Below are 15500 nucleotides of genomic sequence, written 5' to 3'. Positions count from 1 at the left end.
CCACACCCTAAAGCTTCCTAATATAGAGCAACCTATACTTTAATCAAGAAGAATAAGTGTTATGAAACTACATAAGCTATTAGGAGTTTTTGTGCTTTTACTAATCGTAAATTTAGCTCATGGGCAGTCTGTTATCCAACGATTTGAAATTGGTGCAGGCTTTGGCGGAATGAATTATAAAGGTGACGTAGCTCCTGTTGTTAAAATACAAAATACTCGACCAGCAGGCAATTTTCATATTAGGTTCAACTTTGTTCCTAGCTTAAGTTGGAGAACAGGTGTAACTGTCGGGCAAATCGCAGGAGCTGATAACCTTTCTTCAGATCCTTTTTACAAAGAGAGAGATTTTTCCTTTTCTTCTTTTATAGTGGAAGGTAATACCATATTGGAATATCACTTTTTTGACTACAGAAGGGATAGCCGAATTGACAAATTTAGCCCTTACATTTTTGCTGGGTTCTCCTTATCTAGTATCACTTCATCTCCTGATGAAGGAGTGCCTTATACGGGCGGTAATATTGTAACGCCAGGTATACCATTTGGAGTAGGAATTAAAAAAGCTCTTAGCAGCCGAATTTCCATGAATTGGGAATTCACCACTACCAAGACTTTCTCTGATGATGTTGATGGTATTTCTGATAACCCAAACCTCCCAAAGTTCCAAAGGTCGCCTCGCAGTGATAATGATACCTACTATTATTTAGGTGTTTCTTTTAGCTATCGTTTTTCAAATCTTATTTGCCCTCCACACTATAACAATAGCCTCTATAATTAGTGACTGGTATTTTCTACATGTTGGAGCTTCTTAAAAAGAATATAGGAGTAAACCACTGGTATCAAAGCGATAGTAAGAACAAAAGCTGTGAATACTTTGCTCATGAGTACCGAACTCAAGAAAATACTTATAAAAAGCATTGGAACAGAGGCTAAGACCCACAAAAGCCCAGTGAACCTGTGAGTTTTTTTCCAGACTTCCTTATTTTCTAAAGTCCAAGGAGTCCTTACACCAATAAAATAATTAGGCTTTATTTTACCCATATAATTTCCCAAAAATACCAGAAGCAAAATAATAAGCTGGTTGATGATTTTAGATGAGTCTGAGACATAACCTAGTCCAGTCGCCAGAATCAGTAGAGATAATGCAGATAAAAAAGTACATAACACAAAGCGAAGCGATCTTACTCCAGGAACATAAATATCTATTCTTTTTTTAGGGTCAATTTTGGGAACGAATAAAACCAGGACATACACGATTACATTAATAAAAGGTAGAAAAAATATTCTCAAACCTTTTTGGGTATACCCGTCTATCTCCCCTTTATAGTTCCAATGAGAGGGCAATTTTTCAGGGATTGACTCCCACATAATTGCATACACCACAAATGGTATCAGAAGCACTACAAAAAACAACCATTCTTTTTTCAGATAACTTTTAACATCCATAACATTAGGTTTAGAAAGGTAGAGTATTATTTTTTTAAGTTTAGCAACCAGCCAATTACCTCGTCGAGCACCGAAGTGTTGAGCGAGTAATACACGAATTGCCCTTTTTTATCAGAACTGACTAAGTCTGCCTGTTTGAGAAGATCGAGGTGATAAGAAATACTTGGCTTGCTAATGGAAAACACCTCGGCTATTTCGCCTGCTGTCATGTCCTTTAACTTCAGCATATCCAGTATCTCCCTCCTGGTAGGGTCATCAACTGCTTTAAAAACTTTTTTCATAGTATTTAGATAATTATCTAAATATATAAACGATTGATTAAAAAAAAGGTTCTGGTTAGAAAAACTTTTATTTAAATTGAATCTACATCAATCACAGTAGCTACTGCTTTATACTGCTTATGTTTACCCAGCTCATCAATTTCTTTCTCAATAAGTTCTTTAGCAAGTGATAGATTAACCGTCCCTCGCTCCAGCTTAATCATCACATTTCTCAAAAACTGATTTCTAATTCGGTCAATAAAGGGAGCTTCAGGCCCCAATACTCGCCTTTTACCTAGTTGCTTTGCCAAGTTTTTAGTAAAAAAATCAGCAGCATCTTGGCACAAAATTTTATCCTCACTTTTCAATGTAATCTCGATTATCCTTGTAAAAGGAGGGTACAAAAACTTTTTTCGCTCCTGAATTTCCCGTGCAAAGAATGATTGATAATCTCCATTTACCACTAATTTGAGCAAGCGTTGCTCCGGAGAAGATGTCTGGATAACTACTTTTCCTTGCCTCCCTCGGCGTCCAGCTCTACCACTTACTTGGGTCATCATTTGGAAAGCTCTTTCGTGCGAGCGGAAATCGGGGAAGTGAATCAGGCGGTCGATATCGAATACACCAACCAAATGAACACAGTCAAAATCTAGCCCTTTGGTCACCATTTGTGTCCCGACAAGTATATCAATATTTTGCTGTTCAAAATCTGAAATAATTTGTTGGTAACTATTTTTCTTCCTCGTGGTGTCCAAGTCCATCCGGTCGATGCGGGCTGTGGGCAATAAGAGTTTGAGCTCGTCTTCAATTTTTTCCGTGCCTAGCCCCACCGTTTTTATTTTCTTAGACCCGCAAACAGCACAAGAATGAATGGGAGGTTCGGAATAACCACAATAATGGCAGCGCATTTGGTTGCGGTACAGATGATAGGTCAAACTAACAGAGCACTGCTTGCATTTTGGAATCCATCCACAAGTCTCGCAAGTAAGATAAGGCGCGTATCCTCTTCTGTTTTGAAATAAAATCACCTGAAATTTTTCCGAAACCGTTCTTTCTATTTCACCCAAAAGAACGCTCGAAAAATCGCCCTTCATTTTCCGCTGCTGCTGCTCAAGTCTTGTATTGGCCAAAACAATCTCTGGCATCACTGCATCGCCATATCTTTGCGTAAGCTCCGCAAAACCATATTGCCCTTTCCGGGCAAGGTAGTACGACTCTACGGAAGGAGTGGCTGAGCCCAAAAGGGTTTTTGCATGGTGGAAATTTGCCAATACCATAGCGGCATCACGGGCATTGTAGCGTGGGGCAGGATCGTATTGTTTGTAAGACGGCTCGTGCTCCTCATCTACTATAATCAGCCCCAAATTATCGAACGGTAGAAAAATTGACGAGCGGACACCTACTATGAAATTGTACGTTCCGTCTTGCACTCCTTTCCACACTTCTACTCTTTCATTGTCTGAAAACCGAGAATGATACACCCCCATTTTTTTTCCAAAAACCTTACTCAATCTCCCAACTATCTGGGCGGTGAGGGCTATTTCTGGCAAAAGGAACAAAACCTGATTTCCATTCTCCAAATTCTTAGAAATCAAATCTATGTAAACCTCTGTCTTTCCACTTCCCGTCACTCCATGAAGCAATACTGTGTTTTTTTCTGAGAAATCGTCCAAGATTTTATCCCTGACTATAGTTTGCTCTTCACTCAAGCCAAACGAAGCTAGGTCTGTTGGCGGTTCGTACTCATCAAACCTAGAGATAATGATTTCAAACTCTTCAAAAGCACCATTTTTCACCAAGGTTTTGTACGAAGAAGGAGACATTCCTTGCTCCAGAAGTTTACTTTTTTCAATGCCTTCCAGATTTGCCTGAGGGTGCGAATAAATAGGGACAAGAGAAAGGTATTTGAGCAAAAGCGTTTCCTGCTTCGGTTTTTTAGCCAATTGCTCAAAAAGCTTTTCAAGGCTTTCTTCCGACTGCACATATAGCTCTTGCAACCGTACTTTTTTGATTTTTAAAGGCTTGTACTTTTCTTTTACCTCTTCAAAAATCAAAATAGCTTTTTTGGCTATCAAAAACTTAAGAATATTGTAGATGTTCTTTACCTCCAAAATAGCTGCAGCCTTATCGTAAGGCATATTGTCGGCACGTTTCAGAGCTTCCAGTAAGCGTTCTTCTTTTGGGGTAAATTCTATTTCGGTGGTTTCAAAGTCAAACTCAGGATTTAGCTGAATCCGAGATTGGCTAGTGAGCTTCAAACCCGAAGGAATGGCAATGTTCATTACCTCGCCAGTGGTACACATATAATAGGACGCTATCCATTCCCAAAACTTTACTTGGGTAGGGTTTACGCAAGGCTCTTCGTCCAACACATCCAAAATATATTTGGCTTGGTATTTTTCAGGAGCCTTGTGGTGGATATTGATAATGATAGCCGTCAGTACCCGCCTAGGGCCAAAAGGCACAATTACTCTCAGGCCAGTTGCTATGTACTCGTTCATTTCCTCGGGCACACGGTAGGTAAATAGCTGGGGGATGGGTACTGGCAGCAGCACATCCACAAAAAAAGTTTTTCTTTCCCCAACTTCTTGCATCATTATCTTCTGTTTGTTACCTATTTAAAAATCGGCTAAATCTACTAAAAAAAGAATCGTATGTGTGAATAAACAAACAAGCTACTGCGTCAACAAGTTTTGCTTTTTGCAAAGCCTTAGGCGCAAAGCAAAATAGCTGATTGGTATAACCATGAACAAACTATAAATTGCGGCAAAATTTATAAGTAATTTTGCATTGCAAAACAAAAACTAAGTCATATTGAAGCTTGAAACTTCTGAACCAGCCCAAAAGTACAAATTGGCAATACAAGCTCAAGTATCAACTCCAACTTTCAATTAGGAACCTCAAAAATTAATGGCAAGAAGAAAACGCAGCTCGGAAGGGGAAGAAAAAAAGAAACTAGACAAAAAAGGGCTAAAAAAGTTAATTGGGATTTATAGATATGTGCTGCCCTACAAACCACCTTTCATCGCAGGGCTTATCAGCTTGCTTTTCTCCAGCACAGTTCTGCTATCTTTTCCATTTTTCACGGGAAAACTGGTAGATGCGGCCACGAGAGAAGCATACGTGTCCTGGAGTATCGACCAAATAGCCCTTCTGCTCTTGGGTATTTTAGTACTTCAAAGTATTTTTTCTTTTCTAAAAGTATTCTTTTTTGCCCAAGTAAGTGAAAGGGCAATGGCGGATATCCGCAAAGATCTCTACAAAAAGTTCATCACGCTTCCGCTCGCTTTTTATGACAAACACCGCTCAGGTGCACTTATGAGCCGAATCACCAGTGATGTCACACTGCTTCAAGATACGTTTTCAGTTACCCTCGCCGAATTTGTGAGGCAAACTTCCATCCTACTTATAGGAACAACTATTCTATTTTTTGTCACGCCCAAGCTAACGTTCTTTATGCTCGCCATTATTCCCGTTTTGGTGCTGATTGGTTTTTCCTTTGGCAAGTTTATAAGGAGCTTTTCCCGAAAAACCCAAGATTCGCTAGCCGAGGCAAATACGGTGGTGGAAGAAACGCTTACCGCCATCAACATTGTAAAAGCATTTACCAACGAAGTTTTTGAGGTAAACAGGTATGGAAAAGCATTGGACAAAACAGTTGGTATAGCCCTAAAAGCTGCACGATTCAGGGGAGCTTTTATTTCATTTATCATCTTCGCCCTATTTGGTGGGGTTGTGCTGGTACTTTGGTACGGGGCAAACCTTGTCCAAGAAGGGGAGCTGAGTATCGGAGATCTCACTTCTTTTATTTTTTACACCATGTTTATAGGTGGATCTATTGCTGGCTTGGGCGATATTTTTAGCTCTATCCAAAAGGCAATTGGCGCAACAGAAAGAGTATTGGAAATCCTGACCGAAAAAAGCGAGCATGAATTGGACGATATTACTGCAGCTAAAAAAATCAAGTTAGAAGGCAACATCACATTCAAAGATGTCGCTTTTTCCTACCCTTCTCGTACTAGTGTAGAAGTACTGAAAAAATTGAACTTAACCATTTCCTCTGGTGAAAAAATAGCTTTGATAGGACACAGCGGAGCAGGAAAATCAACCATCGTCCAAACGCTTTTAAGGTTCTATGAAGTCCAAAATGGACAAATTAGCGTAGATAGTAAAAATATTTATGACTACGATATAAATGGCTACCGAGCAAATATTGCCATAGTACCCCAAGAAGTGGTTCTTTTTGGAGGAAGCATAAAAGAAAATATCGCTTATGGAAAACCTGACGCTACCTACGAGGAAATAAAAGATGCAGCCGAAAAGGCAAACGCATTGGGTTTTATCAACTCATTTCCCGAAGGGTTCGGAACGCTGGTAGGAGAAAGAGGCATAAAGCTTTCTGGAGGACAAAAGCAACGAATCGCCATTGCAAGGGCTATTTTGAAAGATCCATCTATCTTGATTCTCGACGAGGCTACCAGCTCCCTCGACTCGGAGTCGGAACAAATGGTGCAGCAAGCATTGGAAAAATTAATGGTTGGAAGAACGACCATCATCATTGCCCACAGGCTGAGCACTATCCGTAAAGTGGACAGGATTTATGTGCTTGAAAAAGGAGACATTATAGAATCAGGTAACCACGATGAACTTTCTACTCTCCCCAATGGAGTATATAATGGCTTTTTGAAGCTTCAAGAGGAAATAATTGAGTAAAATATTGAATAGAAATTTCAAAATAACCTTAAAAACAAAAAGTTTTTTCGCTTCTTCATAAGCTCAACCAACAGTTGGCGTTTCTTTAGTGGCAGGAATATGTCCAATAGCTAAAAAATTGAATTTTCTCTTATTCTTTTCCTGCAAACTAGATTTAAAACATTGTGTTTTATTAAAAAATAAAACAAATTTAATTGTTAATATGGATTATACTGGAATAATTGTAAGCGACATAAACAGTATGTTTGAAGAGGGTGACTACAAAGGAGCTCTCAAAGAATATAGAAGAATAGTCTCTATGTACGGTGTAGATGGGCAACTCGAGGAAAAAGTTACCTTCATCGAAAACCTATTTGACGGAGATGATGCGTTTGCTGAAGAACAATATTTACATGCTGCTGGCTATTACTATTCAGCTTATAATAAAGTAGAAAAAGCAGACATTTACGAAAAAATAAACCATACGCTGGAAAAGCAAGCCGATATATATAAAACTACTGGCGAATGGGCAAAAGCTGAAAACCTTTATTTCATTTTGAGCAGACGTGTTCCTGAAAATGAAGTGTACCAAAAAGAACAGCAAGAAGCTGAGCAAAAAACACAGGGCTAAAGAAATCTCTCATACACATAGTAAACTACACAGAGAAGAGGCTTATGCCTCTTTTTTATTTCCCTCAAGGTCAGATTAATACACTCGCTCTTCTAGGCATTTTTTCTAGCAAAATATTTCGGTTATTTAGACTCCAAAATTTGGTATTTTTAATACTTGTGCTAAAACTTATCTTTTTTTAACTATATCTTTGCAGAAGTTAAATTAGCGTTTTAGCAAAATAACAAATCTTAAAACGTTACAATATCACAGCCAAATAGGCTATTTTTAAGCCTGGGGGACGCTTAACCTCAATAAAAGCAATTAACCTTCCCTCAGCACAAATTCCAATTTATAATGAAGAAAAAGAACAAAACAAGACATTCCAAGCCCAAAAAGGTCTCGGATAATCTTGTTAAAAAAATAATTACGTTGCTAAATGCAAACGAAAATGTAAACTTTTCGAGAAGACAACTTGCCAAAGCGCTCAAAATCCATAGCCACAAAGCCAAGGTTTCATTGGGCATGCTCATAGATGAGATGGCTAGAAAAGGCATGATTGAAAATGTGCATGGAGAATACTATACCTCAAACAAAGCAGGAGATACTTTTATAGGAACAGTAGATTTTGTAAACCCTTCATTTGCCTTTGTGATTATAGAAGGGCAAGAAAACGACGTTAGGGTGAGTAGTAGAAGACTAAAAGGTGCGCTCCATGGCGATAAGGTAAAACTTAAAATGCTTTTCAATTCCAGAAGAAACCGTCCCGAAGGTGAGGTGCTAGAAGTAGTAGAAAGGCACAGCAAAGAGTTTGCTGGGAAAATCGAGTTTTCTAAAAACTTTGCCTTTGTAGTACCAAATAACCGTAAAATGCATACGGATATTTTCATACCAAGGGAAATGACCAAAAAGGCGGAAAATGGGGAAAAAGTTGTAGTAGAGATAATAGAATGGCCTGTGGGTGACAAAAGTCCTGTGGGAAGGGTGAAGCATGTTTTGGGCAAATCGGGAGAAAATGAGACCGAAATCCATTCGATAATGTTCGAATATGGGCTGCCTTTCAAATTTCCCGACCATATAGAAAAAGCTGCCAAGTCGATTAGTGAAGAAATAACCAGTGAGGAGATCAAAAAACGAAGGGACTTCAGAGAAATCACCACTTTCACTATTGACCCCGAAAATGCGAAAGATTTTGACGATGCCCTTTCCATCCAATACAAAGGCAACGGTATTTGGGAAATAGGCATTCACATTGCCGATGTTTCACATTATGTAATGCCTGATTCCATTCTTGAAAAAGAAGCATACGAAAGAGCTACTTCTGTCTATTTGGTAGACAGGACCATCCCGATGCTTCCTGAACAACTTTCCAATGGGCTTTGCTCTTTACGCCCTAAAGAGGAAAAATTAACATTTTCGGCTGTTTTTGAACTCGATGAAAAAGGGAAGATCCACAACGAATGGTTCGGCAGAACGGTTATTTATTCCGACAGGAGGTTTACGTACGAAGAAGCGCAGGAAACTCTAGAAACTAACGAGGGCGAATACGCTGAAGAACTTTCCGTGCTAAATAAAATTGCGAAAGTTTTAAAAGACAAAAGGTTTAAGGCTGGAGCTATTGGTTTTGAGTCCACAGAATTTTATTTCAAGTTGGACGAAAACGGAAAGCCTTTGGAGCTTACACCAAAAATCAGGAAAGATGCCCATAAACTCATCGAAGAATTTATGCTTCTTGCCAATAAGCAAGTAGCTACTTTTGTTTTCAACCAGCGAAAAGGCAAGGATAAAAACACGATGGTATATAGGGTTCACGAAGATCCAGATCCTGAAAAGGTAATGAACTTTGCGCTTTTTGCCAAGAGATTTGGTTATCAAGTAAATACATCTGGAAATGGTCTAGCAAAATCTTTAAATAAGATTGCCCAGGAAGTGGAAGGAAAGCCAGAGCAAACGATTATGCAATACCAAGCTATTCGAACCATGTCCAAAGCTCGATATACTACTGAGCCATTTGGTCATTATGGACTAGCTTTCAAGCATTATTCACATTTCACCTCACCTATCCGAAGATATCCAGATGTAATGACGCATCGCTTGCTTCAGCACTACTTAGATGGGGGAAAGCCTGCCGAGAAGGAGGAGTACGAGTCAAAATGTAAACATTCTTCCGAAAGGGAAAAAGTGGCATCTGATGCCGAAAGAGCTTCTGTTAAATACAAACAAGTAGAATTTATGCAGCAGTTCATGCACGAAGAAATGGAAGGAATTATCTCTAGCCTTACCGAATGGGGCATGTATATTGAAATAAACGATACGAAGTGTGAGGGCATGCTCCGAATAGCTGACTTGCCCAACGATGAATATTACTACGATGAAGACCGGCAATATGTAAGCGGAAGGAGCTCGGGTGAAATATTTAGGCTAGGCGATCCACTACTGGTAAAAGTTATAGGCACAAACCTTGAAAGAAGAAATATCGACCTTTCATTAGTAGAGCGGATATCACAACCATAAAACTATAAATTGCTAACTTTGTATGGTTACCTTATAGTTTGAGGCAATAGCCTCCTATAAGTTTTTAAAGAACTAAAAAGCAATTCCCTCGTGTTACAAGGATGATATTGCAATTAATATAAATAGAAAAAATATATGAAGAAGTTTCCCAGCTTTTTGAAATTACCTTCACATACTAGGTTCGAATTCACTCCTCGCTACTACGATCCTGTAAAAGAGGAAATAGAGATGAAAATTGAAATGGCTAAACGCCAACATGCAAAAGGTGACCCAGATCATCACCTAGATGTAAAAACAAGGATTTCCGAATCCTTTACAAGAAAAAGAAACGAACAAAACCAATCACTGATGATCAAATTGTTCATCGTGGTTCTTCTGACTCTTCTAGCTGTTTATGTATTGAAATTCTAAGAGAAACACCTTCCATAGAACTGTTTCTCTTGAAAGTTAAGAGCTCCTTAATGCCTAATATTCAGCATTTTTTGCGAAAGGCAATTGGGAACTCTATTTTTTATTACTTTTGCCCAAATCTAACAAACCATCCTATTAATAAGTATTCCAAACCTTATTACATAAATGACCAAATATATCAAAAGCTTCCTTCTGTGCGGATTAGCATTTCTGGCAACATCTTGCTTTGAAATAAAAGAATCTATCTTTATTAAAAAAGATGGTTCTGGCTCTTACTCCATGGTAATGGATTTCAGTGCAAGTAAACAGATGTTCAACATGATGCTCCAACTGGCAGACAGCGAAGAAGGTAAGGAGGCCGGGCTAGGCGATAATCCTGCCGAAGGTTTGGACTCAGCCTTTATAGAACTAGCCACTGAACTGAATGCCATCACGGGAATTTCCAATGCTAAAGGAGTTCAGGATAAGGAAAACTTTACTTATGGGATCAAGATGAGTTTTGAAAATGTAGATGCCCTTAATATGGCACTATCCCAAATGGATGCAGGCGGAGAGTCGGTTCAGTACAAGCCGTATTATGATTACACCAAGGGAAACCTTGAAAAAGCAAATATTTTCAACTTAAAAAATCTGACCGATGAAATCATTCCTGAAAATGAAGATGACGATCAATCGAAAGATGTTAGTGCGCAATTAAGCACTTTTTATGAAACGGTTACTTATCAAATGATCATCAAAACCGACGGAAAGATAAAACGTTTCTCAAATAATGAAGCAGTCTTATCTGATGACAAAAGAGAGTTGACTTTTTCTAAGTCATTAAAGGAGCTTCAAAACGAAGAAATTAATATTGGTAACACCATAAAATTCAAATAACCTAATTATGCCATATTTATTTACATCGGAGTCTGTTTCAGAAGGACATCCAGACAAAATCTCAGATCAAATATCTGACGCTATTTTAGATGCCATGTTGGCACAAGACCCTGAATCAAGAGTTGCATGTGAAACTCTCGTAACTACTGGGCTTGTAGTTGTTGCTGGTGAGATCACCACCAAAGCTTATGTAGAAATTCCTGATGTTATTAGGGATACTATAAAAAAAATCGGCTACAATCATGATGATTATAAATTCGATGCCGAATCTTGTGGTGTAACCGTAGCGCTTCATAGCCAATCTCCAGACATCGCCCAAGGCGTAAATGTAGGAGAAGGTGTTGATAAAGAGCAAGGTGCAGGTGACCAAGGTATGATGTTTGGCTATGCTACTAACGAAACTCCGGAGTACATGCCAATGGCTCTAGCGTTCTCTCATAGGTTAGTAAAAGAACTTGCTAAAATCAGAAAAGAGGAACCTGAGTTGATGCCTTACCTCAGGCCCGATGCAAAAGCTCAAGTAACCATCGAGTACAAAGACGATGAAAAAACTCCAGTAAGAGTTCACACAATCGTCATTTCTACCCAACATGACGATTTTGCGGAAGAGGCTGAAATGCTAGCAAAAATCGCTGAAGACATGAAAGCGATCGTTATCCCAAGGGTAATACCTGCGGAGCTTCTCGATGACAAAACCATTTACCATATCAACCCAACTGGTAAGTTCGTAATCGGTGGGCCTCATGGAGACGCTGGGCTTACAGGTAGAAAAATAATTGTTGACACCTACGGAGGCAAAGGAGCTCATGGTGGTGGTGCTTTCTCAGGAAAAGATCCTTCTAAAGTAGATAGGAGTGCAGCTTATGCTTCTAGACATATTGCTAAAAATGTAGTTGCCGCAGGTCTTGCTGACGAAGTTCTTGTTCAGGTAGCTTACGCAATTGGTGTTTCTAAACCTGTTTCTCTGAACATCAATACTTATGGCACTGCCAAAGTTGATATGGACGATATCCAAATAGCTGATAAAATCTCAGAGATTTTCGATATGAGACCAAAGGCTATAATTGAAAGGTTGGAACTTAAAAAGCCAATTTATTCTCCAACTGCTGCCTATGGTCATATGGGCAGAGAGTCTTATGATGAAGAAGTTGCTCTCAACTATGTAACCATCGAAGAAACTGATGAATTCTACAAAGAAACAAGGGCTAAGAAAGTAGAAAAGCTTTCTTTCTTCACTTGGGAGAAACTTGATTATGTTGATAAAGTGAAAGAAGCATTTGGTTTATAGCCTTTTGTTACCTTAACTACAGTATATTATGAAGCCGATGAAACTCATCGGCTTTTTTTGATCAAATAAATAGCAAAGCATTTTCAAGTTGAGCAAACCATTATAATACCAGCATTGTTTTACTTCGGAAGTTAATTATCAAAGATAAAAGTCAATACAAGATATCATGAAATTAAAATTCATAACACTTACCCTCCCTCTCTTCTTTTTACTAGCTTCCTGTGGATCTAATTCTTCGGAAAATAGCAATGCAAATAGAGATACTTCAGAAAATGCACCCGAACAAATCGCAAGCCCTATGAATAAGATCAGTGGAGAAATTGACGGTGTAGAGGTTTCTATGCAATACAGTTCTCCTGGCGTTAAAAAGAGAAAAGTTTGGGGCGAACTAGTGCCCTATGGAGAAGTGTGGAGAACTGGTGCAGATGAGGCTACTTGGATAGAGTTTAAAAGTGATGTACTAGTAGAAGGTCAAAAAGTACCAAAAGGAAAATACAGCCTTTTTACAATCCCAAATCAAAATGAGTGGACATTGATCTTGAACAAAGATTGGGAACAATGGGGTGCTTTTGACTATAAACAAGAAGATGATATCTTAAGAGTTGCCATCATCCCTCAAATAAATGGTGACAAACAAGAAAGGTTGAAATTCAGTATAGAAGACAAAATCATTTTTACTTGGGATAAGCTCATATTTTCTGTGAATATTGCCTCAGCTAAAAACTCTTAATGATGGTTTGATTTTTAATCATATAACCTCATATACTAAATGGACAGTCTTGCTTTGCCAAAGCACATAAACATTAGAGCAATCACCAACATTTATAAGTTGGTGAGGCTGCCCAATCTGCTCATTATTATAGCTACCCAATACCTCATCAGAGTTTTTTTGGTGGGATCACCGTCAAACTATTTTAGCTATCTCAAAGAAGAAAAATTTTTTCTTCTCTCTCTATCTACGCTATTTATAGCTGCCGCTGGCTACATCATCAATGACTATTATGATGTGAAAATTGATATTATCAATAAGCCAGATAGAGTCGTTATAGGTACTTTCATGAGAAGGCGGATAGCGATGGCTTTTCATACCATTCTAAATTTCAGTGGGATTTTTATTGGTTTTTACCTTTCCCCCTCGATAGGAACTGTAAACCTATGCTCCGCAGTTTGGCTTTGGCTTTATTCCAACCAACTTAAAAGAATGCCTTTAGTTGGAAACTTCAGTGTAGCTTTTCTTTCTGCTGCCGCTTTGCTAATAGTAGAGCTCTATTTCCGTTCCCATAATCACCTCATTTACTTCTTTTCCATTTTCGCCTTTTTTATCTCTTTCATCAGAGAAATAATAAAAGATATGGAAGACATAAGGGGAGATATGCGCTATGGGTGTAAAACACTGCCGATTATTTGGGGAATAAGAAAGACCAAAATACTGGTTTATTTCCTTCTACTCATCTTTTTCGTATCGCTCATTACCTTACTTATTTATGCGGGAAACAAACAGGTCCTGATCTATTTTTGGCTTATGCTCATGCCTTCCATCTACTTCATTCGCCAGCTTTATAGAGCCGATTCTACCAAACAATTTCACCGACTGAGTACTTTTTGCAAACTGGCTATCTTATTTGGGCTAGGTATGATTGTTTTAATTTAATTTTGCAGCCAGTTCTGTCAACTAAACTTTTTCATTTGTGAAAACCAAAGAAATACATATCGCCATTTTTGCCTCGGGAACAGGTTCCAACGCAGTAAACATAATCAACTACTTTGGCAAAGAGCCTAACATCAGGTTTACCGTGCTTTCAAACAACCCAAAAGCTCCTGTGTTGGAAAAAGCTCAGGCATTAGGCATAGACACTTTGGTTTTCAATCGAAAAGAATTTAACGAACAGCAGGTTGTATTGGAGTACCTCAAATCAGTAGATACCGAACTTATTATATTGGCAGGTTTTCTTTGGCTCGTACCCGAATACTTGGTAAAAGCTTACCCTAAAAAAATCATCAATATCCATCCTGCTTTGCTGCCTAACTATGGGGGAAAAGGCATGTACGGGCTGAAAGTTCACAAAGCAGTAATTGAAGCTGGCGACAAAGAGTCGGGAATCACCATTCATTTTGTAGATGAGATTTACGATCATGGAGACGTCATCGTCCAAGAAAAGTGTAGTATCTCAGACGATGATACCCCCGAAACTCTGGTTCAAAAAATCCATGCATTAGAGCATGAACACTTCCCCAAAGTGATTGAAAATATCATTAAACAATAACTCGTAGCCTATTTCAGGAACTGAGCCAAGTCTGCAGGAGAATAGTTTACAGACTTCAATGTTTTGTTATCCCCATTGCGATAAACGAGGTACAAACCATCTATTTCTTTGTAGTAGCAAGGTGTACCTCTTTCTTCTGTATAATATTTCACTGTTGCTTCCGCTTCTTCTTGGGTCTTGCAAGCCTTGCTCATGTTCGAGCGCTGAACCTCTTCAAACAGCGTTTTGAATTTCTCGCCCATCCCAAATTCTAATACAGCCCCAGAAAGGACATATTGAATATCGCACAAAGCATCGGCTATTTCCACCAAATCCTTATCTTCTATAGCTTTTTCCAGCTCCTTTAGCTCTTCGGCTATAAGCGATACACGAAGCTGGCAACGCTCAGGTGAAGGGACGATGGGTTCAGGCTGGATCGGGTGCTTGAATGTTTTGTGGAATTCTGCCACTTGGGCTAAAGAATCGGGGCTTTTCATAAAAGATCTAGATTTGAATTGAAATAAAATGAAGCTCCAAAAGTACACATTCAGATCCCAACTTGACCTTTCCCCAATAAAAAAAGCTACGAAACGAAGGTTCCGTAGCTCTAAGAGGGCATAGTTTTCAAAAAATTAAAATGCTTCTACTTCTGATTCTACAGCCATCAAAGCAATATGGTTAGTAGGCTCTTGCCTCAACACCGCTTCGGCGTAAGGCTTGATATATTTCTCTGGCAATGCCCCATCTCTGAAATATTTCAGCGCCTCTTCCTTCATCTTCCAGTTAGTTGGCTCATGCTCTATAGCTTTCAAAATATGGTAAAGACCTGTTTTCTCTGCCTCATGCTCGTCAGAAAAAGTTTCAAAGGCTACTTTGGAAGCAACTTTGTGCCAAAAGCTGTTCTCATCTTTTTGTAAGACTTTAGATACAAAAGTGTAAACTAGGTTTCCCGAAGTATGGTCTGCAATTTTTACCAACATCGATTTGGTAGCATCTTCTGTTAGGTTGGTTTCAATCAGATTCTGGGCCTTTTCAAATTCATAATCACTAATTAATTTTTCAAGCTCCGAATACGTGCTTACTATATTAGGTGATTTCATGATATTTATTTGTTTTGGTAATGGTTTATGTTCCTAATAAGAACGATAAAAGTTATAGTAACA

General features: G+C 38.7%; 15 protein-coding genes. 10 read left to right on the top strand and 5 right to left on the bottom strand.

Annotation, left to right across the window (positions count from 1 at the left end; all coding sequences use genetic code 11):
- The first annotated feature begins 61 nt into the window (after positions 1–61).
- Entirely contained in the window at positions 62–775 is a 714-nt protein-coding gene (locus tag R9C00_28045; protein WPO35553.1) for a DUF6089 family protein, read from the top strand.
- On the opposite strand, the gene R9C00_28040 is transcribed toward R9C00_28045, so the two are convergent.
- From R9C00_28040 to priA, 3 genes are all read right to left on the bottom strand, one after another.
- On the bottom strand, positions 772–1443 hold the full coding sequence (locus tag R9C00_28040) for an SdpI family protein (protein WPO35552.1): 672 nt from the start codon (positions 1441–1443) through the stop codon (positions 772–774). The genes R9C00_28045 and R9C00_28040 overlap by 4 nt on opposite strands.
- Positions 1444–1469: 26 nt before the next feature.
- On the bottom strand, positions 1470–1724 hold the full coding sequence (locus tag R9C00_28035) for an autorepressor SdpR family transcription factor (protein WPO35551.1): 255 nt from the start codon (positions 1722–1724) through the stop codon (positions 1470–1472).
- A 71-nt stretch (positions 1725–1795) separates the two neighbouring features.
- Positions 1796–4300, bottom strand: a complete 2505-nt coding sequence (gene priA, locus R9C00_28030; GenBank protein ID WPO35550.1) for a primosomal protein N' — start codon at positions 4298–4300, stop codon at positions 1796–1798.
- A gap of 313 nt (positions 4301–4613) precedes the next feature.
- Here priA and R9C00_28025 point away from each other — a divergent pair, with 313 nt between their 5' ends.
- From R9C00_28025 to purN, 9 genes are all read left to right on the top strand, one after another.
- Positions 4614–6416, top strand: coding sequence for an ABC transporter transmembrane domain-containing protein (locus tag R9C00_28025; protein WPO35549.1), 1803 nt, complete (start codon positions 4614–4616; stop codon positions 6414–6416).
- Positions 6417–6618: 202 nt separating this feature from the next.
- Entirely contained in the window at positions 6619–7026 is a 408-nt protein-coding gene (locus tag R9C00_28020; protein ID WPO35548.1) for a hypothetical protein, read from the top strand.
- 336 nt (positions 7027–7362) lie between these two features.
- The gene (rnr, locus tag R9C00_28015) at positions 7363–9519 is read left to right on the top strand and encodes a ribonuclease R (GenBank protein WPO35547.1); all 2157 of its coding nucleotides are present in this window, start codon (positions 7363–7365) and stop codon (positions 9517–9519) included.
- A 135-nt stretch (positions 9520–9654) separates the two neighbouring features.
- Entirely contained in the window at positions 9655–9930 is a 276-nt protein-coding gene (locus tag R9C00_28010) for a hypothetical protein (GenBank protein ID WPO35546.1), read from the top strand.
- Between the two features lie 165 nt (positions 9931–10095).
- Positions 10096–10806 (top strand): hypothetical protein, encoded by a 711-nt coding sequence (locus R9C00_28005; protein ID WPO35545.1) that lies wholly within the window; start codon positions 10096–10098, stop codon positions 10804–10806.
- Between the two features lie 7 nt (positions 10807–10813).
- A complete protein-coding gene (gene metK, locus R9C00_28000; protein WPO35544.1) occupies positions 10814–12094 on the top strand; it encodes a methionine adenosyltransferase in 1281 nt (426 codons plus the stop codon).
- A gap of 166 nt (positions 12095–12260) precedes the next feature.
- Positions 12261–12824: a DUF2911 domain-containing protein gene (locus R9C00_27995; protein WPO35543.1), complete on the top strand. Its 564-nt coding sequence runs from the start codon at positions 12261–12263 to the stop codon at positions 12822–12824.
- 39 nt (positions 12825–12863) lie between these two features.
- A complete protein-coding gene (locus R9C00_27990) occupies positions 12864–13745 on the top strand; it encodes a geranylgeranylglycerol-phosphate geranylgeranyltransferase (protein WPO35542.1) in 882 nt (293 codons plus the stop codon).
- Positions 13746–13782: 37 nt separating this feature from the next.
- Entirely contained in the window at positions 13783–14358 is a 576-nt protein-coding gene (gene purN / locus R9C00_27985; GenBank protein ID WPO35541.1) for a phosphoribosylglycinamide formyltransferase, read from the top strand.
- Between the two features lie 8 nt (positions 14359–14366).
- On the opposite strand, the gene R9C00_27980 is transcribed toward purN, so the two are convergent.
- Positions 14367–14834 carry a nucleoside triphosphate pyrophosphohydrolase family protein gene (locus tag R9C00_27980; protein ID WPO35540.1) on the bottom strand — a complete coding sequence of 156 codons (468 nt, stop codon included), beginning with the start codon at positions 14832–14834 and terminating at the stop codon, positions 14367–14369.
- Positions 14835–14969: 135 nt separating this feature from the next.
- Entirely contained in the window at positions 14970–15437 is a 468-nt protein-coding gene (locus R9C00_27975; protein ID WPO35539.1) for a hypothetical protein, read from the bottom strand.
- Between the last annotated feature and the right edge of the window lie 63 nt (positions 15438–15500).

It is taken from the genome of Flammeovirgaceae bacterium SG7u.111, from assembly GCA_034044135.1.
In the GTDB taxonomy this organism is placed as follows: domain Bacteria; phylum Bacteroidota; class Bacteroidia; order Cytophagales; family Flammeovirgaceae.
The sequence above is the reverse complement of the archived record's forward strand: the minus strand, read 5'-3'. Positions and strand labels throughout refer to the sequence as shown.